Source organism: Pseudarthrobacter sp. NPDC092419, assembly GCF_044755045.1.
Classification (GTDB): Bacteria; Actinomycetota; Actinomycetes; order Actinomycetales; family Micrococcaceae; genus Arthrobacter.
The window spans coordinates 1-25,562 of sequence record NZ_JBIVQF010000003.1 but is presented as its reverse complement, the minus strand read 5'-3'; the positions used below and the strand labels follow the sequence as shown (position 1 = coordinate 25,562).

Below are 25,562 nucleotides of genomic sequence, written 5' to 3'. Positions count from 1 at the left end.
GCCGGATAACGCACTGTTATTCGGCGGAGAGCGACCCCGCTTCGCTTTAAGGGTTACTCGATGACCAGGAGCAGGTCCCCGCCCTGCACCTGCTCCACCGCAGAAATGGCGAGGCGTGCCACCTTGCCGCCCACCGGCGTCGTGATGGATGCTTCCATCTTCATCGCCTCGATGGTGGCGATGGTGTCTCCGGCGTTGACGGTGTCGCCCACCTTGACGGTGACCGTAACGGCGCCCGCGAAGGGGGCCGCAACGTGGCCCGGCTGGGCGGGATCGGCCTTCTCGGCGGCCTTGACGTTGCTGACCACCGACCGGTCACGGACCACCACGGGGCGTGACTGGCCGTTCAGGGTGCACATGACGGTGCGCATGCCCTTCTCATCCGGCTCGGAGACCGCTTCCAGGGACGCGATCAGGCGGACGCCCCGCTCCAGCTGGATCTCGTGCTCCTGACCCCGCTGGAGGCCGTACAGGTAATCACGGGTGTCCAGCACCGAGATGTTGCCGTACGTTTCCACGCTCTTGAGGTAGTCCTTGGTGGGACCGTCGAAGAGCAGCCGGTTCAGCGTCTGCTGGCGGGTCTTCGAATCGGCCTTCAGCGCGGCGCTGTCCTCGGAGCTGAGCTCCACGTCGCGGACCTTCACGCTCCGGCCCTGCAGGGCCTTGGTGCGGAAGGGTTCCGGCCAGCCGCCGGGAGGGTCGCCCAGCTCGCCGGAGAGGAACCCGATCACCGAGTCGGGGATGTCGTAGTTCTGCGGGTTGGCTTCGAAGTCCGCGGGATCCGCGTTCAGGCCCACCAGGTGCAGGGCGAGGTCACCCACCACCTTGGACGACGGCGTGACCTTCACCAGGTGGCCCAGGATACGGTCCGCGGCGGTGTACATGTCCTCGATGGCTTCGAAGCGCTCCCCCAGTCCCAGCGCCATGGCCTGCTGCCGCAGGTTGGACAGCTGGCCACCCGGGATTTCGTGCTTGTACACGCGGCCGGTGGGTCCGGGCAGCCCGGACTCGAACGGCGCGTACACGCGGCGCACGGCTTCCCAATACGGTTCCAGGGAGCTGACAGCGTCCAGGCTCAGGCCGGTGTCCCGCGGGGTGTGGGCCAGGGCAGCAACCAATGCGGAGGCCGACGGCTGGCTGGTGGTACCGGCCAGAGATGCGGAAGCAACATCCACCGCATCCACGCCGGCATCCACGGCAGCGAGCAGGGTGGCCAGCTGGCCGCCCGCGGTGTCGTGCGTGTGCAGGTGGACGGGGAGATCGAAGCGTTCACGCAGTGCGGACACCAGCCTGGCTGCGGCAGCAGGCCGAAGCAGCCCGGCCATGTCCTTGATGGCAAGGATGTGGGCGCCGGCGTCGACAATCCGCTGGGCCAGCTCCAAGTAGTAGTCCAGCGTGTACAGCTTCTCAGCCGGGTCCAGCATGTCGCCGGTGTAGCACAGCGCCACCTCAGCGAGGGCGGTACCCGTGGCACGGACAGCGCGGATGGCGGGGGCCATCTGGTTGACGTCGTTGAGCGCGTCGAAGATCCGGAAGATGTCGATGCCGGTGGCGGCGGCCTCGTTCACGAAGGCTTCCGTAACCTCTTCGGGGTAGGGCGTGTAGCCCACGGTATTGCGGCCTCGCAGCAGCATCTGCAGGCAGACGTTGGGCATGGCCTGACGCAGGGCCGCGAGGCGGTCCCACGGATCCTCGCCCAGGAAGCGCAGTGCAACGTCGTAGGTGGCGCCGCCCCAGGCCTCCACGGACAGCAGCTCCGGCATCAGGGCGCTGACGGCGGGACCTGCAGCCACGAGGTCGCGGGTCCGCACCCGGGTGGCCAGGAGCGACTGGTGCGCGTCGCGGAAGGTGGTGTCCGTGACGGCGACGGCGGTCTGCTCCCGCAGCGCCCGGGCAAATCCTTCGGGGCCAAGCTCCAGGAGCCGCTGCCGGGAACCTGCGGCCGCGGGCCGGTCCTTGACGTTGGGCAGTTTGTCCGCGGGGTTCGACTGGACCGTCAGTTCGCCGTTGGGCTTGTTAACGGTGACATCGGCCAGCCAGGTGAGAAGCTTGGTGCCGCGGTCCGCCGACACCCTGGCCTTGAGCAGCTGGGGACGCTCGTCGATGAAGTTGGTGGCGACGTCTCCGGCGATGAAGTCGGGGTCGTCGAGCACCGCCTGCAGGAATGAGATGTTAGTGGACACGCCGCGGATGCGGAACTCGGCGAGGGCACGCCGGGCACGTGCCACGGCGGCGGGATAGTCCCGGCCGCGGCAGGTCAGCTTGACCAGCATGGAGTCGAAGTGGGGGCTGATTTCGGCACCCGAGTACACGGTGCCGCCGTCGAGCCGGACGCCCGCGCCACCGGCAGAGCGGTAGCCGGTGATCTTCCCGACGTCGGGCCGGAAGCCGTTGGCGGGATCCTCGGTGGTGATGCGGCTCTGCAGGGCCGCGCCGCGCAGCTTTACGGTCTCCTGGGAGAGTCCGAGGTCCGCGAGGGTCTCGCCGGAGGCAATGCGCATCTGGGCCTGCACCAGGTCCACGTCCGTGACTTCTTCGGTGACGGTGTGCTCCACCTGGATGCGCGGGTTCATTTCGATGAAGACGTGCTGGCCCGCGCGCTCACCCACGGTGTCCACGAGGAACTCGACCGTGCCGGCGTTCACGTAGTTCAATGCCTTCGCGAACTTGACCGCGTCCCGGTACAGGGCCTGCCGGATACCCTCATCCAGGTTGGGTGCGGGGGCTATTTCGATGACCTTCTGGTGGCGGCGCTGGATGGAGCAGTCGCGCTCAAAGAGGTGCATGACGTTGCCCTCTGCATCCGCCAGGATCTGTACCTCGATGTGGCGGGGGCGCAGGACGGCCTGCTCCAGGAACATGGTGGGATCACCAAAGGCAGCGTCCGCCTCACGCATGGCGGACTGGAGTGCCTCCGGGAGTGCTTCACGGGTGTCAACCCGGCGCATGCCGCGGCCGCCGCCGCCGGCCACGGCCTTGGCGAAGACGGGGAATCCGATCTCGTCCGCGGCAGCCACGAGTTCGTCGAGGTCCTTGGACGGAGCGCTGGACTTGAGGACGGGTACCCCGGCGTCCCGTGCTGCCTTCAGTGCCGCAACTTTGTTGCCGGCGAGTTCAAGCACCTCTGCAGGCGGCCCCACGAACGTGATGCCCGCTTCCTTGGCCGCTCGTGCCAGGTCGGGGTTTTCCGAGAGGAAGCCGTACCCGGGGTAGATTGCATCAGCCCCGGATTCCTTGGCCACCCGGATGACCTCGGCCACATCCAGGTAAGCCCGGACGGGGTGGCCTTCCTCACCGATGAGGTACGCCTCATCCGCCTTCTGCCGGTGAATGGAGTTCCTGTCCTCTTGGGGGAACACGGCAACGGTCTTTGCGCCCAGCTCGTAGCCGGCGCGGAAGGCCCTGATCGCGATTTCGCCGCGGTTGGCCACCAGAACTTTGGAAAACATACTTCTCCTGCATCATTGCGGGGTGGAACGGGTGGTCACAGTGTCTAGGACCTCCAAGGGCAAACACAAATCTTTGTGTCAACCATCACAAATTTCCCCGTCATCTCCAGAACAGCGGCAGCCCGGACCGCAGACGGGCGCCCGCTGGAGCAGCACCTGCACGCGTCCCCGGTGCCATGCCGGAGCCCGCCCAAGGCGGGTTTCCCCGGCGCATCAACATATGATGGGTGGGGCGGCAGCGCCGTCCGGCTTCGGCACCGCCGGAGCAAACACTACCCCGAACACGGCATCCGGCGTTAGGTTTTGGTCTCTCAAGTGCAAGTAGTCAGCATCAGCAGCCTCAAGGGTGGAGTCGGCAAGACTTCCGTCACCACAGGACTGGCGTCTGCGGCGCTGGCCGCGGGAATCAGCACGCTGGTGGTGGACCTGGATCCGCACGCGGACGCCACCACCGCGCTCGGCGTCCAGCCCGGTGGCCAGCTGGATATCGGCCGCATGCTCAAGAACCCCCGCAAGGCGAAGCTCGCAGACAACGTGGTGGGCAGTAGCTGGACTTCCCACCGGAACGGACACGGACCCGCCGTCCTCGATGTCGCCGTCGGCTCCGCTTTCACCGGGATCTACGACCGGCCGGACCTGGGCCGGCGCGACCTCCGCCGGCTTTCTGCGGTGCTCGCCGGCGCAGGGAGCTACGACCTGGTCCTCGTTGACTGCCCGCCTTCCCTCAACGGGCTCACCCGCATGGCCTGGTCGGCCAGCGATAAAGTTGCCCTGGTGGCCGAGCCCGGCCTGTTTTCCGTGGCGGGAACCGAGCGGACCATGCGTGCCATCCAACTGTTCCGCCAGGAGTTCGCCCCCAACCTGTCCCCCGCCGGCATCGTCGCCAACAGGGTGAGGACCGGGTCATCCGAACACACATACCGGCTCGCGGAAATGGAGGCAATGTTCGGGGACCTGCTCCTGGACCCCCGAATCCCGGAGCAGGCCAACTGGCAGCAGATCCAGGGCGCCGCCCATCCTGTCCACCACTGGCCGGGCGAGTCGGCCAAGACGGCGGCGGCGCTTTTCGACCAGTTGCTGGCAAACGTCATGGCTGCCGGCGGCCTCCGCCCCCGGACCCGGTAGCCAGGCGCGCCGGCCGGAGCGCCTGGCTGCCCCAACGGGCGAAGGCCGCCCTCCTGATGGAGGGCGGCCTTCGCCGTTTCAGTCCTGGTTCGGGCCTAGCTGATTTTGCGAGCCGCCCGGCGCTTGCTGAGTTCATCGTCGGGGAAGGATTGCTGGGCTGCATGCTCGCTGGGCAGGGAGGCGAGGCTGCCTTCCACCTCACGCCACACCCGGCCGACAGCAATCCCGAACACGCCCTGGCCACCCTGGACCAGATCGATAACTTCGTCTGCGGAGGTGCATTCGTACACGCTGGCACCATCGCTCATCAGGGTGATCTGCGCGAGGTCCTCTACGCCGCGCTCCCGGAGGTGTTCCACCGCGGAGCGGATCTGCTGGAGCGAAACCCCGGTGTCCAGGAGCCGCTTGACCACTTTGAGGACCAGGATGTCGCGGAAACCGTAGAGCCGCTGCGAACCCGAACCGGCTGCGCCGCGGACCGCGGGCTCGACCAGTCCGGTGCGGGCCCAGTAATCGAGTTGGCGGTACGTAATGCCAGCCGCCTTGCAGGCAGTGGGGCCCCGGTAGCCGGCGTCCTCGTCCAAGACGGGAAGGTCTTCCGTGAACAGTAGGCCCTGGGCACCACTCGCGGGCACAGCAACACCGCCTGTGGGCTGCTTCAGCCCGCCTGCTTCGCCTTTGGGACTCACGGGGATCCTCCTTGTCCTAAGCTCCCGGGGATCAATTGCAACAGCCTGTCCGGCCCGAAGACCATGCGTGTAATTTTCGCGGGGCGCACTTTCCAGTGTGACTTGCGCGGCTGCCGTAAGCAATGGGAACTTGATACTTCGACGTTAGGGCCGGCCGGGCTCCAGGTCAAAGACCTTGGCGGCTTCGTTGTGGCGTGTCGAAACTTTCAGGCTGAACTTTAACCTTAACGTGACCTTAGCCGTCGAAATCTTCCGGCTCAACGTCGTCCAGGAACTCGCGGAACCGCCGCAGTTCCCGTTCTTCATCCACGGTGGGGCTGGGCTGGGCATCCTCGCCCTCATCGTGCTCCGTGATCCTCACACCGGCCTCTTCCATCACCGAGTCCGCACACCAGATCCGGCACTTTGCCCGGAGCGCCACGGCCAGGGCGTCGGACGCACGGGAGCTGACCGTGGTGCCGTTCTCAAACTGCAGCTGCCCGTAAAAGATGTTGTCCTCCACGGCCACGATGTTGACGCTGACCACCGAATGGCCGAGCGACTCCACTACATCCACCAGGAGGTCGTGGGTCATGGGCCGCGGCGGGACCACGCCCTGCTGTGCCAGTGCGATGGCGCTGGCCTCGGGCGTGCCGATCCAGATGGGAACATGCCGTTCGCCGTGCAGCTCCCGGAGGAGGACCAGCGGCTGGTTGGACGGCAGTTCGATCCGGACGCCAACAATCTCGACTTCAATCATCAGATGTCCATGCGTGAGATGTGGTCCTGCACCAGGGCGCGGTGCAGGGTGAGGCAAAGGTCGCTGATTTCGCGGGCGGCCTCGGCAGCCCGCGCCTGGGAGGCGGAGTCCTTCCGGGACGCCAAGGGCGCCACGGCGCGTTCCACCAGGCCGAACTCCCGCTCCGCGGCAGCCTGGAAGGGCCGCAGGTGGCGGGGTTCGAGGCCGTGGCTCTCCAGCTGCACGCAGGCGCGGGCAACCTGGAGGGCGTGCTCGTCGAATTTGCCGTTAGTGTGGCTGATGAGGCCAAAGCTAAGCAGCGACTGCAGCAGCGGAACGCTGGCGCCGGACTCAGCGCGCAACTGCTCTTCGGAGAGTTTCCGGCCGCGGTTCTGCAGTTCTGCGGCGAGCTCGTCAGAGACGATCCGCGGGGAAACCACGACACCGGGCGGCAGGTTTTCGGGGCGGTCTCCCCTGTCGATGGCATCAAGGTAGTCCTTGATGACTTTCAGCGGGAGATACTGGTCGCGCTGCAGGGCCAGGACGAAACGCAACCGTTCGACGTCGCTCTCGGCGTACTGGCGGTACCCGGCCGGGGTGCGCCGCGGGTTGATCAATCCCTTTTCCTCAAGGAACCGGATCTTGGACGCGGTCATGCCGGGAAAGTCTCCGCTGAGCTGGGCGAGGACTTCCCCGATGTTCAGGACCTGGGGTGCCCGGCGGTCCGGTTGTGCCATTGCCACAGGCAGCGGTCCCCGGATCAGCTGCGGCCCGCGCCGGCAGGGCTGAGGTAGAAGGTGAGGCGGAACTTGCCGATCTGCACCTCGCTGCCGGACTTCAGCTCCACGGAGTCCACGCGGTCGTGGTTGACGTAGGTCCCATTGAGGCTGTTCATGTCCACTACCTCGAACCCGCGGGCAGTGCGGCGGAACTCGACGTGGCGCCGCGAGACGGTGACATCGTCGAGGAAGATGTCCGCGTCCGGGTGGCGGCCGGCCGTAGTGACGTCCGAGTCCAGCAGGAAGCGAGCTCCGGCGTTGGGACCGCTGTGCGCCACCAGCAGTGCGGAGCCGGCAGGGAGCGCCTCAACGGAACTGCGTTCCTCGACGGACAGCTTGGGAGCAATGGTGGGTTCTTCCCGAACCGGGGTGAGGTGGATGGAAGTGGTCTCCGACGCCCCGGCCGCACCCGTGCCGTGTTCCCCGTCGGCAGGGTTGTGTGTGTGGCCAGCCATGGATTCCTCCTCTTCCCGCCGCGGCACCGGGCCACGGCAACAATTACACTCCGGGCCTGCGCCGCAGGCCCGCTTCCGGCACCCGGCCGCGGCGGTGACGTGCGAAAACGTACTGCCGGGGCCGTGGGCCGGACCGGAATTACCGGTTAGCTTTAGCCTACCTGCTGTTCGTACTCGGATGCACTGAGCAGCGAGTCCACAGCGTCCGGCTCGGCCAGTTTGATCTCGATGAGCCAGCCGTCGCCGTACGGGTCCGAGTTGATGAGGGCAGAATCGGTGTCCAGCGACTCGTTGCGTGCCACCACTTCGCCGCTCACCGGGGCATAGATGTCACTGACGCTCTTGGTGGACTCGACCTCGCCGACAACGTCATTGGCCGTGACCGTTGTCCCGACTTCCGGCATCTGGGCGTAGACCACGTCGCCCAGGGCATCCTGCGCGAAGTCGGTAATACCCACACGGACCACACCGTCGGCATTGGGAGCAGTGACCCACTCGTGTTCGGCGGTGTAGGACAGGTCTTCGGGAATGTTGCTCATCAGGGGCCTTTCATCGGGGTCGAACACCAATGTCAACGGGGCCACGAAAACTGGCCGCCGCTGAAAGTATAGGCACAACTGCCGGGACGCCTGCCCGCGTTTCTGCCAAGATGGGAGCCATGAGCTTACGCACCGTTGCAGGCCTTCCCGGCCCGGCCAGGTAACGCCCATGCCGGAACTTCCCGAGGTGGCCGGGCTGGCGCGCTACCTGGACGAACAGTTGCGGGGAACCGTCCTGGCAAAACTACAGGTTGTTTCCTTTGCTGTGCTCAAGACCGTCGATCCGCCCTACAGCGACCTGGAGGGCCGGGCGGTGACCGGTGTCCGGCGCTTCGGCAAGTTCATCTGTATAGATGCCGGCGGGGTTTCGCTGGTCTTCCATCTGGCCCGCGCAGGCTGGCTCCGTTTCACCGACTCCCCCACGGACCGGCCCCTCCGGATGGGCAAGGGCAACATCGCCGCCCGGCTGGCCTTCACGGGCCCGGACGGGCGGCGCGGTTTCGACCTTACCGAAGCCGGCACCAAGAAAAGCCTCGCCCTGTATGTGGTGCGTGACCCGCAGGACGTGCCCGGCATCGCTGCGCTGGGCCCGGATCCGTTCACGGAAGCGTTCGACGCCGCCATGCTGGCTGAGATCCTTGGCGGCAGTCCGCAGCAAATCAAGGGCCTCCTGCGCAGCCAGAGCGTCATCGCCGGGATCGGGAACGCCTACAGCGACGAGATCCTGCATGCGGCCCGGATCTCACCGTTTGCGCCGGCAAAGTCGCTGGACCGCGCCACCGTCCAGGTCCTCTACGATGCCATCCACAGCGTGCTGGGCGACGCCCTGGCAGAGACAGCGGGGAAACCGCCGCAGGACCTGAAGGACGTTAAGCGCAGCCATCTGCGCGTGCACGGACGCACCGGCGAGCCCTGTCCGGTGTGCGGGGATACCGTCCGCGAGGTGTCGTTCGCCGATTCGGCCTTGCAGTACTGCCCCACCTGCCAAACCCACGGCAAGATCCTGGCAGACCGCAGAACGTCGAAATTCCTCAAATAGGCCACCGCCGCAAACAGCGCCACCGGGAGGGCACGAAAAAGCGGAAGCGCCGGAGTTGATCTCCGGCGCTTCCGCTTTTTCGGTCGGGCTGACAGGATTTGAACCTGCGACCCCTTGACCCCCAGTCAAGTGCGCTACCAAGCTGCGCTACAGCCCGTTAGTTCCGCCGTTCTCCGCTGCGCGTGAACCCGGATTTCTCCATGGTTTCCACCAGCAGTCCGGCCGAACCACCTAGAAGAGCTTACACGATTCCAGAGGGTGCTCGTGACACTTTCCGGGAATCAGGGGCGCGGTGTGTCGCAATTAACGCTTCTTGCCGCGCTTTTCCCGAACACGCATGCTGACCTCGATGGGCGTGCCCTGGAAGCCGAATGTTTCGCGCAGCCGTCGGGTGATGAAACGGCGGTAGCCGGGGTCCAGGAACCCGGTGGTGAACAGCACGAACTTCGGAGGCCGGCTGGACGCCTGGGTGCCGAACAGGATGCGGGGCTGCTTGCCGCCGCGGACCGGGTGCGGATGGGCTGCGACGAGTTCGCCGAGGAAGGCGTTGAGGCGTCCGGTGGGGATGCGCTTGTCCCAGTTCTCCAGGGCCAGGTCCAGTGCGGGAACCAGGCGGTCCTTGTGCCAGCCGGTCTTGGCCGAGATGTTTACCCGGGGGGCCCATTCCACGTGGGCCAGGTCCTGTTCGATTTCACGCTCCAGGTAGCGGCGTCGCTCGTCGTCCAGCAGGTCCCACTTGTTGAACGCCAGCACCAGGGCGCGGCCGGATTCAATAGCCAGCTGGAGGATGCGCACATCCTGTTCGCTGAGGACCTCGTCCACTGCGAGGAGTACGACGGCGACTTCCGCCTTTTCGAGCGCGGCCTGCGTCCGCAGGGAGGCATAAAAGTCTGCGCCCTGGGCCATGTGCTGCCGCCGGCGGATACCTGCGGTATCCACGAAGCGCCAGGTGCGGCCGCCGAGCTCGATGAATTCGTCAACGGGGTCGCGGGTGGTTCCTGCTGTGTTGTCCACCACCACCCGCTCGGATCCTGCCAGCTTGTTCAGCAGCGAGGATTTGCCCACGTTGGGGCGGCCGATCAGGGCGATGCGGCGCGGGCCGCCGGAACGCTCCACTCCCTCGATGGTGGAGAACTCCGGCAGCACGTCCATGACGTGGTCCAGGAGGTCCGCCACGCCACGGCCGTGCAGGGCCGAGACCGGGTAGGGCTCACCGAAGCCCAGCCCCCAGAGTGTGGCCGAGTCCGCTTCCTGGGCGAAGTCGTCCACCTTGTTGGCGACCATAATGACCGGCTTCTTGCTGCGGCGCAGCATCTTCATGACGCCTTCATCCGTCGCGGTGGCGCCCACGGCGGAGTCCACCACGAAGAGCACGGCGTCTGCGAGTTCCACGGCCATCTCGGCCTGTTCGGCCACGCGCGCGTGGATGCCGCGGGCGTCGTGCTCCCAGCCGCCGGTGTCCACCAGCGTGAAGTTACGCCCGTTCCAGTTCGCCGAATACATGACGCGGTCACGGGTGACGCCGGGGGTGTCCTCCACCACGGCCTCGCGGCGGCCCAGGATGCGGTTGACCAGCGTGGACTTACCCACGTTTGGCCGGCCGATGATGGCGAGGACTGGGTCAAGCTTGACCGGGCCGTCGAAGTCCTCGTCGCCGTACTCCCCGCTCAGCAGCGCGGCGTCTTCCTCGTCAAGGTCGTAGTCCTCCAGGCCCGCCCGGAGCGAGGCCGCGCGGAGCTCCGCCTCGTCGTCGTCGATTGCCGCCAGCCGTTCGGCCACCTGGTCCGTGCCCGCGGGCGTGTATTCGTCTTCCCCGGCGCCGTAGTGGCCGGGAGTCTGCGTGGTATCGCTCATTGCACTGTCCTTAGTGGTCATCTGCCGGCGTCCCGGCTACTGCTGCTACATCTTGCGGATCATTGGATACGGGCAACCGCTGCCCGCTGAGTTCAATGGCGTCCTGGACATGCCCGGCCAGTGCAGCGCGGATCTCCTGCGCCGCCCTGTCCATTGAAGCACGGCCGCTTTCGCCTGCATGGGCGGCGAGGGTCAGCGCCCTGCCGAAGTTCACGTGGAGCCGGCGGCCCGGACGCGGCACGCTGTCCAGGTGTTCGCTGCCCTGGCGGGTACCAAGGATTGCGACGGGAACCACGGGCGCGCCCGTCTGGAGGGCAAGCCACGCCACCCCGCCGTTGATTCCGGAGGCGTCACCGCTCCCCCGGGTCCCTTCGGGAAGAATGCCCACGCACCGGCCGGCGTCGAGCACGTTCCTGCAGCGCTGCAGCGCTGCCCGGCCGCCCCGGCGGTCCACCGGAAGCTGGCCGGCTGCGGTGAGCACGCCGCCCAGGAAGCCGCGGAACATCTCCTGTTTGACCAGGATATGCATAGGCCGCGGCGCGGCTCCGAACATGACAGGACCGTCCAGGAAGCTGATGTGGTTTCCGGCGAAGATCACCGGACCGCCCGTGGGCACGTTGGACCTGCCGGCGACGGTGGTCCGGTACACCAGGTTGTCCAGGATCCAGCCCACCGGCCGGCTCCATGCCATGGTCCACGTTCCGGGGAGGCCGGCCGCGCGGTCAGTCACGGTTGAGGACCTTGGTGACGATCACCAGGGCCGCGTCCACGGTCTGGTCGAAGTCGAGGTCCGAGGAGTCGAGGGTCACCACACCGTCCGCGGCCTGGGTGAAGTTCACCACCGTTGAATCCTTAGCGTCCCGGTGGGTGACCTGCGCCGCGAGTTCCGCCGCGTTCTGCGTTCCGCCCAACTGGATGCCGCGCCGGCGCAGGCGGGCTTCCTCGCTTGCGGTCAGCAGCATGCGCACCTCTGCGCCGGGCGCGACGACGGTGGTGATGTCCCTGCCTTCAACCACCATGCGGCGGTGGTGCTTTTCGATCTGTTCCCGCTGGCGCCGGATCAGCTCAGTCCGGGCGCCGAGGGTCGTGGCCACCGCACTGACAGCGGCCGAGATGGCCGGTTCCCTGATGGCGTCGGTGACATCCACGCCGCCCACGCGGACGTATTCCTCCTGGGGAGTCGTGCTCTGGTCCAGCACGAAGTCCCGCGAGGCCTGTTCCACGGCGGCGCCGTCTTCGAGGTCGATACCGTTGGAAAGGCAGTACCAGGTCAGGGCGCGGTACATGGCGCCGGTGTCCAGGTAGGCGAGGCGCAGCCTCCGGGCCACTTCCTTGCTCACGCTGGACTTGCCGGAGCCGGAAGGACCGTCAATGGCGACCACCAGGGGCCGGCCAATGCGCAAAGCGGGCATGGTGTCGAGAACTTCCTGTGTCATTACTGCAGTACCCGCCATCCGCGGTCGTTGAGGGCTTCGATCAGGTGGTCGTGCTTGTTCGGCAGGACGGAAATCTCCACCATGCCGACGTTCTGGCCGGACGAGTGGTCCAGCCGGAGGTCCTCGAGATTCACGCCGATTTCACCGATCTCCGTGAGGAGGCGCGCGATCTGGCCGGGCTTGTCGTCCACCAGGACCGTGAGCCACGCATACGCCTGCGGGGGCCCGCCGTGCTTGCCCGGGATCCGGGCCTGGCCGGCATTGCCTTCGCTGATCAGCTGGGCAAGGTCCAGGCGGGCTCCGGGAGCGGTGGGGTCCTCGAGGGTGTTGATCAGGCGGTTGAGGTCCTCGCGCACGCCGTAAAGGATCTCGACGATCTTTCCGGCGTTGCCCCCGAGAATCTGGACCCACAGCGTGGGGTCGCTGGCAGCGATCCGGGTCACGTCCCGCAGGCCGTTGCCGGCGAGGGACAGCGCGTGCAGGGGGGTCCCCTGCAACCGGCTGGCCAGGAGCGAGGACATGACCTGCGGCAGGTGGGATACCAGGGCCACGGCTTCGTCGTGCTCCTCAGGGGAGAACTGGGAGACGACGGCGCCGAGGTCCATCGCGAGCGACCGTGCGGTCTGCAGCGCCTCGGGAGAGGTTTCCGGACCGGGGCACAGCACCCACGGCATGGAGGTGAACAGTTCCCCGCGGGCAGCGACCGGGCCGGATTTCTCGCGGCCGGCCATGGGGTGGGTCCCCACGTACCGGGTCAGGTCAGCCTCCATGCCCTGCAGGTCCGCCAGGATCTCCGCCTTGACGCTGGCGATGTCCACCACCACCGCGGCGGGATAGTCCGCCAGGGCGCCGGCGACCACGTCAGCAGTGACATCCGGCGGGGCCGCCACGACGACCAATTGCGGCATGGCGTCGCCTATTTCGGCCAGCGGCCGGCCTGCGCCGATGTCCACCGCCACCGCCTGGTTGGTGGGCGACGGGTCTGACAGGAAGACCGGGATTGCCCGGCCACGCAGGCCCAGCCCGATGCTGGTTCCGAGCAGGCCCGTACCAAGGACCACAACCGGACCGTCCAGGTGGCCGCGGCCGGCGCTGTGGAAGGCGGCCATGCCTCAGAGACCTACTGCTGCCAGCAGGTGGCCGACTTCCTGCTTGCCCAGGTTGCGGATGCTGCCCTGGCGCTGGTCGCCCAGCCCAATGGGCCCCACCTTGACGCGGACCAGGCGCTGGACGGGGAAGCCGACGGCGTCGAACATGCGCCGGACGATGCGGTTCTTTCCGGAATGCAGCACCACCTCGATGAGCACGTGCCCGGGAGTGGAGTCCACCAGCCGGAATGAGTCGACGGCGGCCACGCCGTCTTCAAGCTCGACGCCGGCCTTCAGCTGTGCGCCGACGCCGTGCGGGAAGGGTCCGCGGACCTGGACCAGGTACGTCTTGGGCACCTCATACGAAGGATGCGTCAGGCGGTTGGCGAGTTCGCCGTCGTTCGTCAGGAGCAGGAGACCTTCGGTGGCGACGTCAAGGCGCCCAACGTGGAAGAGCCGCTCGCCCTTGTTCTTGTTGTTCTTCAGGAAGTCGCTGATGCACGGGCGGCCGTCCGGGTCCTCCATGGTGGACACCACGCCCTTCGGCTTGTTGAAGACCATGTACACCAGGTTCTCGTCGAGCTGGATGCGCAGGCCGTCAACGTGGATGACCGCCGTCTTGGGATCGATGCGCACGCCGAGCTCGGTGACAACCTGGCCATCGACCTCAACGCGGCCCTCAGCGATCATCTCCTCGCAGACGCGACGGGAAGCAACGCCGGCGGAGGCCATGACCTTCTGCAGGCGCACGCCGTCGGCGTCATGCAGTTCGGACTGGGGAACGTCGCCGCGGGGGCCCTTCCTGCGCGAAGGCCGGCGGACGGGACCCAGGTTCTGGCCGAAACGCTCGCTGCCGAACGCCTTGGAGGCAGCGGCGCCGGGGGCTCCGGTGCGAGGCTTGGCCTTTGGGGCGCCGGGCGTGCCGGGGGCCTTTTTCGAGCCCGGCTTACGGGTGGCAGGCTTGCGCGACGCCGGCTTGGCAGCACGGGCGCCGGCCCCACGGTCCTGCTGGTCCCCGGCGAGGTCCGGGTCCACGAAGCGTTCTTCGCGTGGCTTCTGGGCCCGCTGCGGCCGGCCGCTGCCGAACCCTGAACCCCGGTTGGCGCCGCCGAAGCTGCCGCCCTTGGAACCGCTGCGCTGTGGTGAGCGTTCGGAGTTATTGCGCCCCGAACCGTTACGTGGTGAACCCTGGCGTCCCGCCTGTGTCATGACCCGTCCTTCAATGTTTTGGCCGGCAAAGATGTCCACAGACAACCCTAGCCAGCACTGCAGAAATAATCTGCCCTGATAAAAATCTTTCGCAGCCGGGGTCTCCCCGGCTACATGCGTTCGTCGTCATAGAACTCGGCGATCCCGTCCAGCCCCGGGAGATGGGGGGAGAGCTGCGGCAGTTCCGCCACAGAACCGATCCCCATCCGTTCGAGGAAATAGGAGGTGGTGCGGTAGAGGATGGCACCGGACTCCGGATCTGTCCCTGCGTCCTCGATCAGCCCGCGCTGGGCAAGTGTCCTGACGACAGAGTCCACGTTGACTCCGCGAATTGCAGACACCCTGGCCCGCGATACGGGCTGGCGGTACGCAATGACCGCGAGTGTTTCCAAGGCAGCCTGCGTTAGCCTGGCAGTCTGCCCCTCCAACACGTACTTACCCACGATGTCGGCGAACTCCGTCCGGGAGTAGATCCGCCAGCCGCCAGCGATATTCCGCAATTCAAAACCCCGGGGGCTGGAGCCGAAACCAGCGGTGCTGGCGTTCTCCATGTCCGGGGCGTTAACAGTATACCCGTTATACTCGCGCTCCAGTTCTGCCAGCAGGCCGCGGACAGTGTCCACGGTCAGGCCCAGTCCCGCGGCCAGCTCCTCCTCCGTGGCCGGCTGGTCCACCACCATGAGGACGGCTTCCAATGCAGCCCTGGCTCCGCCCGGCAGGCCGGCCAGGTCCTGGTGTTCCTGGTGTTCGCGCTGGTCCGTGCCGCTCATGGCTGCTCCTCGTACTCTTCGCTGACGTTTTCCGCCGTCCAGTCCCGGTCCCCCGCCGCCCAGTGCACGGTGAGGTCCGCCAGCGGGGACAGCTGGTCGAAGGACACCGCGGTATCGCGGAACAGCTCCAGCAGTGCCAGGAAGCGGGCCACCACCACCAGCGTGGATTCGGCGTCCGCTATCAGGCAACGGAACGGCTGCGGCGATTCACGCTGCAGGCGCAGGCCCAGCAGCGCGGCCTGCTCGCGCACGCTGACTGCGCTGCCGTGAAGGTGGGCGATGCCCACTTCGGTGGGCGCAGCGGGTTTAGGCCGGAGTGCGCTTTCGGCCAGCCGGGCGAACTGTTCCGGCGTGTGCTTCCAGACAAGCTCCGGCAGCATGGCGGCAAAGTGTTCCTCGAGTGCCACCTGCCGGGGAAAGCGGCGCGCCTCCCGGTGGAGGGTGTCATCCAGGATGGCGGCCACCTGCTTGAAGGCTTTGTACTGCAGCAGCCTGGCGAACAGGAGGTCCCGGGCCTCAAGCAGTGCGATGTCCTCGTCATCAACCGCTTCGCCGGACGGCAGCAGCCGCGCGGCCTTCAGGTCCAGCAGCGTGGCGGCGATGACCAGGAATTCGCTGGCTTCATCCAGCGCCCATTCCTCCCCGAGCTCCTGGAGCTTACGGATGTACTTGATGAACTCGTCGGTAACGGTGGCGATGGCCACCTCGGTGATGTCCAGCTGGTGCTTGGCGATCAGGCCCAGGAGGAGGTCGAACGGGCCGGTGAAGTTGGCCAGTCGTACCTCAAAACCCGGCTTGGTATCTGCTTTGGCCTCTGCCACGGGATTGCTAGGGCGCGCCGCCGCGCGAAATCAGTTCCTTGGCCAGGCGGCGGTAGGCGTCCGCGCCCACATGGTTGCCGGCATAGCTGGTGATGGGCTCCGCAGCCACGGTGGCGTCCGCGAACTTGATGGAGCGCTTGATGACGGTTTCGAACACCTTGTCGCCGAATGCCTCCACGAGCCGGGTGATCACCTCACGGCTGTGCAGGGTGCGGGCGTCGTACATGGTGGCCAGTACGCCATCCACCTGCAGGCCGGGGTTCAGCCGGTCCTGGACTTTGTCGATGGTTTCCACGAGCAGGGCGACTGCACGCAGGGCGAAGAACTCACAGATCAGGGGAATGATGACGCCATGTGCGGCGGTCAGGGCGTTGACGGTCAGCAGGCCAAGGGACGGCTGGCAGTCGATGAGCACGACGTCATAGTCTTCCTCAACTTTCTTGAGTGCCCGGTCCAGGACCTGTTCCCGGGCAACTTCGTTGACCAACTGGACTTCGGCCGCGGAAAGATCGATGTTGGCCGGCAGCAGGTGGACGTTCTCGACGCCGGTCTGGTGGATGGCCTGGCGGATGTCCACCTTGCGGTCCATCAGGACGTTGTAGACAGTGAGGTCCAGTTCGTGGGGATTCACGCCGAGGCCTGCGGACAGCGCACCCTGCGGATCGAAATCGACCAAGAGGACGCGGCGGCCGTATTCCGCCAACGCAGCGGCGAGGTTGATCGTCGAGGTGGTCTTGCCGACGCCGCCCTTCTGGTTGACCATGGCGATGACCCGGGCCGGACCGTGGGAGGACAGCGGCGCGGGTTCCGGGAACTCGCGGTATGGGCGCCCGGTGGGGCCCATCACCGCGTTGTCCAGGCCAAATTCCGTGCCCTCCAGAGTTGCTGAACCCTGTTCGCTGCTCACGTATCTATCCACACTTTCGATGACGGTGATTTCCTGCCGCTGATTGCCAGCGCCGTTCCTTCTTCTTCCCAAGGTTACAGCGACCGACACGGCATTCGAGGGAACTTGACTTTCGGTCCCTGTTGAGCCTTGACCCTCTAGCTGAGGTCGAAGGTTGGTTCGTTCCCGACATGCAGCAGCCCCCGCGGCCAAGGCTGCGGGGGCTGCTGCGTTTATCCGGACTGATGTCCGGCGTGGTGCCTAGACGGTTGCGGGAACACGCCGGGCTTCGGTTTCCTCGACGACCGGACCGCCGTGGCCGGCAATCATGGTCTGCTCGTCGAAGGGCAGCTCGCCGGAGAGCACCTGGTTGACCTGACCGCCGTCGATCTCCTTGACCCACGTGCCGATCAGGACGGTGGCGACGGCGTTGCCGGTGAAGTTGGTCAGGGCGCGGGCCTCGGACATGAACCGGTCGATGCCTACGATCATGCCCACGCCGCCCAGCAGCTCGGGCTTGTGGGCCTGGAGGCCAGCGGCGAGCGTGGCAAGGCCGGCACCGGTGACGCCGGCTGCACCCTTGGAGGCGATGATCATGAAGACCAGCAGGGAGATCTGCGCGCCGAGGTCCAGCGGGGTTCCCATGGCGTTGGCAACAAACAGGGAGGCCATGGTCAGGTAGATGGCCGTGCCGTCAAGGTTGAAAGAGTAGCCCGTGGGCACCGTGACGCCCACAACCGGCTTGGAGACACCGAGGTGTTCCATCTTGGCGATGAGGCGGGGCAGGGCAGCTTCGGAGGAGGACGTGGAGAAGATCAGCAGGTACTCCCGGCCCAGGTACTTCATCAGCTTGAAGATGTTGACGCCGGTAACCACCTTGAGCAGGCCTCCGAGGATGACCACGATGAACAGTGCGCAGGTGATGTAGAAGGCTGCCATCAGAGTGAACATGCTGACAATGGCCTGGAAACCGGTAGCTCCCACGACGGCGGCGATGGCACCGAAGGCACCCACGGGGGCAAGCCACATGATCATGATCAGGATGCGGAAGACCAGGACCTGGCCGTGGCCGATCGCCTTGAGGATGGGAGCGCCCTGCGGGCCCATCTTCTGGAGGGCGAACCCTACGAGGATGGCGGCAAAGAGGGTGGGCAGTACGGGGATGTCGCCCGGGATGATGCCAAGGAGGAAGGCGACGGTGCTGTCGACCTCTGCCTTCTTGCTGGGATCGTAGGGGGCGAGCTTCAAGCCCTCACCGGGGTGGATCAGGTTGCCCACCACCAGGCCGATGGCGAGCGCGAACGTCGACATCGCGACGAAGTAGCCCAGCGCCATGCCGCCTACCTTGCCGACCGTGGCAGCCTTCGCGATCGATCCGATGCCCAGGACGATGGTGCAGAAGATGACCGGGGCGATCATCATCTTGATGAGCTTGATGAACCCGTCCCCGAGCGGCTTGAGGGACTTGCCGACCTCCGGGAACATCAGGCCCACCAGGGCGCCGAGGATAACGGCGGCGATGACGGCGATGTACAGGTAATGCGACTTGTCGATGCCCTTGCGCCGCGTCGTCACGGCAGCGGGGGACTCTCCTCGTTGAGAAGCCATGGGTGTCTCTCCTTATGGATAATTTGGTAGACGCTTCGGCGCAGTTTCCGGGCTCGACGTCCTTGGGATGTGACACCCATCATTGGCCATCCCGTGATCCAGCTCACCGTTGCGTTCATATTGGTCGCAGCGGGCATCTTAAAGGAGGCGGGATGATCCACCACTGGAGCATTGCCCGGCGGCTGTTCGTGGCGAACCTGCTGACCGTGGTGGCATTTATCGCGATCGTGGGTTCAGCCGCCTACGTGGACGCCAGGGACCGCGCCTATGAAGAGGCCGGGGCGCGCATGACAGGCATTGCCGCGGCCGTGGCGGCTGCGCCGGTGGTCCTGGAGGCCGCCGCCTCCGCGGATCCCTCGGCCGTCCTGCAGCCCTACGCCGAGGAGGTCATGGCCTCCGCCCCTGCGGACTTCATTACGATCATGGCCCCGGACCGCACCCGCTGGACGCACCCCAGGACTCAGGAAATCGGCCAGCCCTATATCGGTTCCATCGATGCAGCGCTCCGCGGTGAGGTGTTCACCGAGGTCACCGCCGGAACACTCGGCCCCTCGGTCCGGACCATCGTTCCGGTGAAGGACGCGGAAGGGAGCGTGAAAGCTCTGGTGTCCGCCGGCGTCACCGTCCGGACCGTGGACGTGGCCTTCGCCGGCCGGCTGCCAGCGCTGGCCGCGATCGGAGGAGCCCTGCTGGTGGGCGGTTCGCTGGCGTCGTGGCTGCTGGGCCGGTACCTCCGCGGAGTTACGCGCGGCTGGGGCCCGGAGCAGTTGGCCCAGCTGTTCGCCTACTACGAGTCCGTGCTCCATTCAGTCCGCGAAGGGCTGGTGCTGATCGATACGAGGGGCCGCGTGGTGATGTACAACGATCAGGCCGCGCAGCTGCTGGGTCTTGATCCCCGCAGCGGCAGCAACGATCCCCGAAACGCCCCCGCGCTGGCGGACCTTCCGCTGGACGAAGACCTCCGTGCCCTCTTCGAGTCAGGCCGCACCGCGAGGGACGAAATGATGCTGGCCGGTCCCCGCATCCTGGTGGTCAGCCAGGCCCCGGCCAGGGCGCCGTCCTCCCCGGGTTTTCGTGGCCGCGCGCCCGTGTACGGAACTGTGGCCACCCTGCGGGACCGTACTGAGGTGGAGGCGCTCGGCAACGAGCTGGAGACGATGCGCACGCTCTCTGATGCGCTCCGCGCCCAGACCCACGAACACGCCAACCGCCTGCACACGGTGGTCTCGCTGCTGGAGCTGGGACGGACTGCGGAGGCGCTGGACTTTGCGACGAAGGACCTGGAACTGAGCCAGCAGCTGACCGATGACATGGTGCGTTCCGTGGACGAACCCGTCCTGGCGGCACTGGTGATGGGCAAGGCCGCCGAAGCGCATGAACGCGGCGTGCAGCTCGACGTGGCTGCGCTGGGCACCGGAGGCGCCGCCGGCATCGCAGTCCAGGACCTGGTGACGGTGTTGGGGAACCTGCTGGACAACGCCATCGACGCGGCCGCCGAAGGCGCACCGCCTCGGCATGTCATGCTGACAGTAGAGTCTGACGAGGAGGGCCTTGACATCACCGTCCATGATTCGGGCCCCGCCATCGATCCGGCCGCCGCAGAGAACATGTTCCGGCACGGCTACAGCACCAAGACCGGTACCCGTGGCATCGGGCTCGCCCTGGTCCGCCAGTCAGTCGGGCGCCTGGGCGGCACGCTGACGGTCAATGGCCGCCGCGGCGCCAAATTCGAAGTCTTCCTGCCCGCCGCCACACCCCTTGGGAAGGAACAACCGTGAGCACCATCCGTGTCCTCGTCGTTGAGGATGAAGCCGTGGCCGCGGCTGCCCACGCCGCCTACATCCAGCGAATTCCGGGCTTTGAGTTGGCAGGGACCGCGGCCGACGGCCAGTCCGCGCTGCGGCTGCTGGGCGAGCTTGCCGGTTCAGGAGCCCCTGTCGACTTGGTGCTGCTGGACATGAACCTGCCGGACCTGCACGGACTGGACATTGCCCGCAGGATGCGGGCCTCCGGCATCCTCGCGGACATCATTGCCATCACCGCGGTCCGGGAGTTGGCGATTGTCCGGAGCGCGGTGGCCATCGGCGTGGTCCAGTACCTGATCAAGCCTTTCACGTTCGCCACGTTTGCGGACAAGCTGGAGAGCTACCGCAGCTTCCGCCGGCAGCTTTCGGACCGCCAGTCCGGTTCCGGCAGGGCCGGCGCCTCCCAAAGCGAGGTGGACCAGGCCTTCGCGAGCCTGCGGGCGCCCTCTGAACTTCCGCTGCCGAAAGGCCTCTCGGCAGCCACCCTGGGATCGGTCCAGGACTTTCTCCGGAAACACCGGGACGCCGCCGTATCGGCAACGGAGGTCATGGACGCCCTGGGCATGTCCCGCGTGACAGCCCGGCGCTACCTGGAGTACCTGGCCGACGCCGGAACTGCCCTGCGTACAGCGCGGTACGGCACGCCGGGGCGGCCAGAGAACGAATACCGCTGGAACGGGAAGTGACTCACGGCCGCAGGATCTGGACCAGGTCGAGGATCACTCCGGCGTCATCGGTGGTGGAGGGCACAACGCGGCTAGGCTTTTGTATACAAGGGGGCCGGTAACACCGGACATTTATCCAAACTAATGCAATATCCGCGGGAGTATGTATACACTGAGCGGGTTGTGCAGAGAGGGAAGGAGACCGGGATGCGCGCCAGCGACAGGGCATACGCGGCACTGCGCGATGACATCATCGAATGGCGCCTCGGCCCGGGAACCGTCCTGGCGGAAGTGGAACAGTCCGAACGCCTCGGCGTCTCCCGCACGCCCCTCCGGGAGGCGCTCAGCCGCCTCACCGCGGAAGGATTGACGACGGCGGCAGGCGGCCGTGGCGTCGTCGTCACCGGAATTTCGCTGGAGGACATCGGGGAACTGTTCGAACTCCGCGAAACGCTCGAAGGAAAGGCTGCCGCACTGGCTGCCGAACGCGGCGATCCCGCCACCTTCGAAAAACTCAGGCAGGAGCTGGCCGTTGCCCCGCAGCTGATCGACGGCAGCGAATCCGGCAGGCAGGCCTATTACGCGCTGGTGGCCCGGCTGGATGCTGCCATCGACACCGCAATCTCCAACTCGTATTTGGCGCAGGCCATGCGGAGCCTCCGGGTCCATCTGGTCCGGGTCCGCCGGCTGGCCGCCGACGACGCGGAGCGGCTCACCGCCGCCGCTGCGGAGCACGCCGCGATCGCCGAAGCCATAGCGGCAGGCAACCCGCGGCTGGCCCAGGCGGCGACCACCGTCCACCTGCACCGCAGCCTCTCCCACGTCAAAGCCACCCATACCCCCTAGAAGGAGCACCATGGTCAAGGAACACCACGTCCGCGTGTACAAGAGCGAGGAAAACTTGCCCCGGGAGGAGCAGCTCGCCTACAAGATCGCCCAGGTGGCCACGGACCCGGTGGCAGTCACCGACGAGGTCACCGACATGGTCATCAACCGCATCATCGACAACGCCTCAGTTGCCATCGCCTCGCTGAACCGCGCCCCCATCATCGCCGCCCGCGCCCAGGCACTGACGCACGGCCCCAGCACCGGCGGCAAGGGCGCCAAGGTGTTCGGCATCGACGAGCGGGTATCCCCCGAATGGGCGGCCTGGGCCAACGGCGTGGCCGTGCGTGAACTGGACTACCACGACACCTTCCTGGCCGCGGACTACTCCCACCCGGGCGACAACATTCCGCCGATCCTTGCCGTGGCCCAGCACACGGGTGCCAGCGGCGCGGACCTGGTCCGCGGCATCGCCACCGGCTACGAAATCCAGGTGAACCTGGTCAAGGCCATCTGCCTGCACAAGCACAAGATCGACCACGTGGCCCACCTGGGCCCGTCCGCGGCCGCGGGCATCGGCACCCTGCTGGGCCTGGACGTGGAGACCATCTTCCAGTCCGTTGGTCAGGCTCTCCACACCACCACCGCCACCCGCCAGTCGCGGAAGGGTGAAATCTCCACGTGGAAGGCGCATGCCCCGGCCTTCGCCGGCAAGATGGCCGTCGAGGCCGCCGACCGTTCCATGCGCGGACAGACGTCCCCCGTGCCCATCTACGAAGGCGAGGACGGTGTTATCGCCTGGATGCTGGACGGCCCGGGTGCGTCCTACATGGTGCCGCTGCCCACCCCCGGCGAAGCCAAGCGCGCCATCCTGGACACCTACACCAAGGAGCACTCCGCGGAGTACCAGGCCCAGGCCTGGATCGACCTGGCCCGCAAGCTCAACCGTGAGCACCCCGAGGCCACGGACGCGGCCAACGTGGCATCGGTGCTGATCAAGACCAGCCACCACACCCACTACGTGATCGGCTCCGGCGCAAACGATCCGCAGAAGTACTCCCCCACTGCGTCGCGGGAGACCCTGGACCACTCCATCCCGTACATCTTCACCGTGGCACTGCAGGACGGCTCGTGGCACCACGTTGACTCCTACGCCCCCGAGCGCGCTGCCCGCCCGGACACCGTGGAGCTGTGGCACAAGGTCACTACCGAGGAAGACCCGGAATGGACCCGCCGCTACCACTCGCTGGATATCAGCGAGAAGGCCTTCGGCGGATCCGTGGAGATCACCCTCACCGACGGTACCGTCATCACGGACCAGATCGCCGTCGCCGATGCCCACCCGCTCGGGGCCAGGCCTTTCGCACGGGAACAGTACGTCAACAAGTTCCGCACCCTCGCCGCCGGACTCGTGGAGGAAGCCGAAATCGAAAGGTTCCTCGCCGCCGTCGAACGCCTCCCGGAACTGGCCGCCGGTGAACTGGACCAGCTGAACATCGCTGCCGCCCCCGGCGTCATCGACCTGGACGCGGCACCGAAGGGCCTGTTCTAGATGCTGTACTCCAAAGTGACGCCGGAGCAGAAGCGCATCCGGTTCCGCGAACTCCTCGCCGCCGGGACCACCGCACGGTTCCCCGGCGCGTTCAACCCGCTCTCCGCCCGCCTGATCGAGGAAAAAGTCTTTGACGGCGTCTACATTTCCGGCGCCGTGCTGGCCAACGACCTGGGCCTGCCGGACATCGGGCTCACCACCCTCACCGAGGTAGCCACCCGCGCCGGGCAGATCGCCCGGATGACGGACCTGCCCTCGATCGTGGACGCAGACACCGGTTTTGGCGAACCGATGAACGTGGCCCGGACCGTGCAGGAAATCGAGAACGCCGGCCTGGCCGGGCTGCACATCGAGGACCAGTTCAACCCCAAGCGCTGCGGCCACCTCGACGGGAAGAACGTGGTGGACCTGGACACCGCCACCAAGCGGATCCGCGCCGCGGCAGACGCCCGCCGCGACCCGAACTTCCTGATCATGGCCCGCACCGACATCCGCGCCGTGGACGGCCTGGCCGCCGCCCAGAACCGTGCCAAGGCGCTGGTGGAGGCCGGCGCGGACGCGATCTTCCCCGAAGCCATGGCCACCCTGGACGAATTCCAGGCCATCCGGGACGCCGTGGACGTGCCGATCCTGGCCAACATGACCGAGTTCGGCAAGAGCGACCTCTTCACCGTGGACCAGCTCCACGGCGTAGGCGTCAACATGGTCATCTACCCGGTGACGCTCCTCCGTAGTGCCATGGGCGCCGCGGAGCGTACGCTGGAAGCGATCAGGGCTGACGGCACCCAGCAGGCGCAGGTCGGGAACATGCTCACGCGTGCGCGGCTGTATGACCTCGTGGACTACGAGGCCTACAACCGCTTCGATACCGGGATCTTCAACTTCCAGGTACCCGGTAACTGAACCCGCAAACCCCGGCCCGGCACCGTCCGGGCCACCAGGCGACAGGAACAAAGGAGTTTCAGCATGGCTGAACAGGACATCAAGAAGGGCCTCGCCGGCGTCGTGGTGGATTACACCTCCGTGTCGAAGGTGAACCCCGAGACCAATTCCCTCCTCTACCGGGGCTACCCGGTCCAGGAGCTGGCAGCCCGCTGCAGCTTCGAGGAGGTTGCGTACCTGCTGTGGAACGGCGAACTGCCCACCGCCGAGCAGCTCGCAGAATTCACCGCCCGGGAGCGCGCCGGCCGCGCCCTGGATCCGGTGGTCAAGCAGGTCATCGATGCGCTGCCCACCACCTCCCACCCCATGGATGTGTGCCGTACGGCCGCGTCCGTGATGGGCGCCCGGCACCCTCTGGCAGAGGACTCCTCACGCGAGGCAAACATGGCCAAGGCCGTGGACCTCTTTGCCGCCATGCCCGCCGTGGTGGCGTACGACCAGCGCCGCCGGCACGGGCAGGAAGCCGTGGAGCCCCGGGAGGACCTGGGCTACTCGGCGAACTTCCTGTGGATGGCCTTCGGCGGGGAGCAGGTGCCCGAGGTGGTGGAGGCGTTCAACGTCTCGATGATCCTCTATGCCGAGCACTCCTTCAACGCCTCCACATTTACCGCCCGGGTTATCACCTCGACGTTGTCCGATCTGCACTCGGCCGTGACCGGTGCCATCGGAGCGCTCAAGGGTCCGCTGCACGGCGGCGCCAACGAGGCCGTGATGCACACTTTCGACGAGATCGGCATCCGCCAGGAGGAATCCTTGGAGGAAGCGGCCGCCCGGGCCAAGGCGTGGATGGAGGACGCCCTCGCGCAGAAGAAGAAGGTCATGGGCTTCGGGCACCGCGTCTACAAGCACGGCGACTCGCGGGTTCCCACCATGAAGGCCGCGCTGGACAAGATGATCGCCCACTACGGCCGCCCGGAACTGCTGGGGCTATACAACGGCCTGGAGCAGGCCATGGACGAGGCCAAGGCCATCAAGCCCAACCTCGACTACCCGGCCGGACCCACGTACCACCTGATGGGATTCGACACCCCCACATTCACGCCGTTGTTCGTGGCCAGCCGGATCACGGGCTGGACGGCCCACATCATGGAGCAGCTGGAGTCCAACTCGCTCATCCGCCCGTTGAGCGAATACAACGGAGCGGAAGAACGCCACGTGCCGTAGCACCGGCTTCGGGTTAGCCTTCGACGGCGGACCGGCCACCTTGGGTGGCCGGTCCGCCGCACTTGTCTACAGGTCCAGATCGAGGGATACCAACAAGCGCTTGAGCCCGGCGGATTCACCCGTCGCCAAGTATGCCATCGCTTA

23 protein-coding genes and 1 tRNA gene are annotated in these 25,562 nt (G+C 66.6%); 8 read left to right on the top strand and 16 right to left on the bottom strand.

Going from position 1 to position 25,562, the window contains the following annotated elements; all coding sequences use genetic code 11:
* Window positions 1-53: 53 nt before the first annotated feature.
* On the bottom strand, window positions 54-3,449 hold the full coding sequence (locus ACIQC0_RS05915; protein WP_377217017.1) for a pyruvate carboxylase: 3,396 nt from the start codon (window positions 3,447-3,449) through the stop codon (window positions 54-56).
* Window positions 3,450-3,764: 315 nt separating this feature from the next.
* On the opposite strand from ACIQC0_RS05915, the gene ACIQC0_RS05910 reads away from it, so the two are divergent.
* Window positions 3,765-4,574 carry a ParA family protein gene (locus ACIQC0_RS05910; protein WP_377217016.1) on the top strand — a complete coding sequence of 270 codons (810 nt, stop codon included), beginning with the start codon at window positions 3,765-3,767 and terminating at the stop codon, window positions 4,572-4,574.
* Window positions 4,575-4,669: 95 nt separating this feature from the next.
* Here ACIQC0_RS05910 and ACIQC0_RS05905 read toward each other — a convergent pair whose 3' ends face one another.
* The 5 genes from ACIQC0_RS05905 to gcvH all read right to left on the bottom strand — a co-directional run bounded on the left by ACIQC0_RS05905 (window position 4,670) and on the right by gcvH (window position 7,754).
* On the bottom strand, window positions 4,670-5,263 hold the full coding sequence (locus ACIQC0_RS05905; protein WP_400533323.1) for a MerR family transcriptional regulator: 594 nt from the start codon (window positions 5,261-5,263) through the stop codon (window positions 4,670-4,672).
* A gap of 235 nt (window positions 5,264-5,498) precedes the next feature.
* Window positions 5,499-6,002 (bottom strand): bifunctional nuclease family protein, encoded by a 504-nt coding sequence (locus ACIQC0_RS05900; RefSeq protein WP_377217014.1) that lies wholly within the window; start codon window positions 6,000-6,002, stop codon window positions 5,499-5,501.
* Window positions 6,002-6,718 carry a MerR family transcriptional regulator gene (locus ACIQC0_RS05895; protein WP_400533320.1) on the bottom strand — a complete coding sequence of 239 codons (717 nt, stop codon included), beginning with the start codon at window positions 6,716-6,718 and terminating at the stop codon, window positions 6,002-6,004. The genes ACIQC0_RS05900 and ACIQC0_RS05895 overlap by 1 nt, the downstream gene beginning before the upstream one ends.
* A gap of 23 nt (window positions 6,719-6,741) precedes the next feature.
* Entirely contained in the window at window positions 6,742-7,215 is a 474-nt protein-coding gene (locus ACIQC0_RS05890; RefSeq protein ID WP_377217012.1) for an FHA domain-containing protein, read from the bottom strand.
* A gap of 152 nt (window positions 7,216-7,367) precedes the next feature.
* Window positions 7,368-7,754, bottom strand: coding sequence for a glycine cleavage system protein GcvH (gcvH, locus tag ACIQC0_RS05885; RefSeq protein WP_377217011.1), 387 nt, complete (start codon window positions 7,752-7,754; stop codon window positions 7,368-7,370).
* A gap of 169 nt (window positions 7,755-7,923) precedes the next feature.
* Between gcvH and ACIQC0_RS05880 the strand changes: the two genes are divergently transcribed.
* Window positions 7,924-8,793 carry an Fpg/Nei family DNA glycosylase gene (locus tag ACIQC0_RS05880; protein ID WP_377217010.1) on the top strand — a complete coding sequence of 290 codons (870 nt, stop codon included), beginning with the start codon at window positions 7,924-7,926 and terminating at the stop codon, window positions 8,791-8,793.
* A gap of 83 nt (window positions 8,794-8,876) precedes the next feature.
* On the opposite strand, the gene ACIQC0_RS05875 is transcribed toward ACIQC0_RS05880, so the two are convergent.
* The 10 genes from ACIQC0_RS05875 to ACIQC0_RS05830 all read right to left on the bottom strand — a co-directional run bounded on the left by ACIQC0_RS05875 (window position 8,877) and on the right by ACIQC0_RS05830 (window position 18,465).
* Window positions 8,877-8,950: transfer RNA gene (locus tag ACIQC0_RS05875), tRNA-Pro, on the bottom strand.
* 146 nt (window positions 8,951-9,096) lie between these two features.
* Window positions 9,097-10,647, bottom strand: a complete 1,551-nt coding sequence (der, locus tag ACIQC0_RS05870; RefSeq protein WP_377217009.1) for a ribosome biogenesis GTPase Der — start codon at window positions 10,645-10,647, stop codon at window positions 9,097-9,099.
* Window positions 10,648-10,657: 10 nt separating this feature from the next.
* Window positions 10,658-11,338 (bottom strand): lysophospholipid acyltransferase family protein, encoded by a 681-nt coding sequence (locus tag ACIQC0_RS05865; protein WP_400533902.1) that lies wholly within the window; start codon window positions 11,336-11,338, stop codon window positions 10,658-10,660.
* A gap of 31 nt (window positions 11,339-11,369) precedes the next feature.
* Window positions 11,370-12,083, bottom strand: a complete 714-nt coding sequence (gene cmk, locus ACIQC0_RS05860) for a (d)CMP kinase (RefSeq protein ID WP_377217008.1) — start codon at window positions 12,081-12,083, stop codon at window positions 11,370-11,372.
* Window positions 12,083-13,192, bottom strand: a complete 1,110-nt coding sequence (locus tag ACIQC0_RS05855; RefSeq protein ID WP_400533317.1) for a prephenate dehydrogenase — start codon at window positions 13,190-13,192, stop codon at window positions 12,083-12,085. Before ACIQC0_RS05855 ends, cmk begins: the two co-directional genes overlap by 1 nt.
* A 3-nt stretch (window positions 13,193-13,195) precedes the next feature.
* A complete protein-coding gene (locus ACIQC0_RS05850; RefSeq protein ID WP_377217006.1) occupies window positions 13,196-14,380 on the bottom strand; it encodes a pseudouridine synthase in 1,185 nt (394 codons plus the stop codon).
* A 110-nt stretch (window positions 14,381-14,490) separates the two neighbouring features.
* The gene (locus tag ACIQC0_RS05845; protein ID WP_377217005.1) at window positions 14,491-15,150 is read right to left on the bottom strand and encodes an SMC-Scp complex subunit ScpB; all 660 of its coding nucleotides are present in this window, start codon (window positions 15,148-15,150) and stop codon (window positions 14,491-14,493) included.
* Entirely contained in the window at window positions 15,147-15,971 is an 825-nt protein-coding gene (locus tag ACIQC0_RS05840; RefSeq protein ID WP_400533314.1) for a segregation and condensation protein A, read from the bottom strand. The genes ACIQC0_RS05845 and ACIQC0_RS05840 overlap by 4 nt, the downstream gene beginning before the upstream one ends.
* A 7-nt stretch (window positions 15,972-15,978) precedes the next feature.
* Entirely contained in the window at window positions 15,979-16,878 is a 900-nt protein-coding gene (locus ACIQC0_RS05835; RefSeq protein WP_400533312.1) for a ParA family protein, read from the bottom strand.
* A gap of 240 nt (window positions 16,879-17,118) precedes the next feature.
* Entirely contained in the window at window positions 17,119-18,465 is a 1,347-nt protein-coding gene (locus tag ACIQC0_RS05830; RefSeq protein WP_377217002.1) for a cation:dicarboxylate symporter family transporter, read from the bottom strand.
* A gap of 152 nt (window positions 18,466-18,617) precedes the next feature.
* Here ACIQC0_RS05830 and ACIQC0_RS05825 point away from each other — a divergent pair, with 152 nt between their 5' ends.
* The 6 genes from ACIQC0_RS05825 to ACIQC0_RS05800 all read left to right on the top strand — a co-directional run bounded on the left by ACIQC0_RS05825 (window position 18,618) and on the right by ACIQC0_RS05800 (window position 25,418).
* Window positions 18,618-20,243: an ATP-binding protein gene (locus tag ACIQC0_RS05825; protein ID WP_400533310.1), complete on the top strand. Its 1,626-nt coding sequence runs from the start codon at window positions 18,618-18,620 to the stop codon at window positions 20,241-20,243.
* The gene (locus ACIQC0_RS05820; protein ID WP_400533308.1) at window positions 20,240-20,956 is read left to right on the top strand and encodes a response regulator; all 717 of its coding nucleotides are present in this window, start codon (window positions 20,240-20,242) and stop codon (window positions 20,954-20,956) included. The genes ACIQC0_RS05825 and ACIQC0_RS05820 overlap by 4 nt, the downstream gene beginning before the upstream one ends.
* 186 nt (window positions 20,957-21,142) lie before the next feature.
* Window positions 21,143-21,781, top strand: a complete 639-nt coding sequence (locus ACIQC0_RS05815) for a GntR family transcriptional regulator (RefSeq protein ID WP_377216999.1) — start codon at window positions 21,143-21,145, stop codon at window positions 21,779-21,781.
* Between the two features lie 10 nt (window positions 21,782-21,791).
* Window positions 21,792-23,312, top strand: a complete 1,521-nt coding sequence (locus tag ACIQC0_RS05810; protein WP_400533306.1) for an MmgE/PrpD family protein — start codon at window positions 21,792-21,794, stop codon at window positions 23,310-23,312.
* Window positions 23,313-24,215, top strand: a complete 903-nt coding sequence (gene prpB / locus ACIQC0_RS05805) for a methylisocitrate lyase (protein WP_400533304.1) — start codon at window positions 23,313-23,315, stop codon at window positions 24,213-24,215.
* A 63-nt stretch (window positions 24,216-24,278) separates the two neighbouring features.
* Complete coding sequence (locus tag ACIQC0_RS05800) at window positions 24,279-25,418, top strand: bifunctional 2-methylcitrate synthase/citrate synthase (RefSeq protein WP_400533302.1); 1,140 nt, start codon at window positions 24,279-24,281, stop codon at window positions 25,416-25,418.
* The last annotated feature ends 144 nt before the right edge of the window (window positions 25,419-25,562 follow it).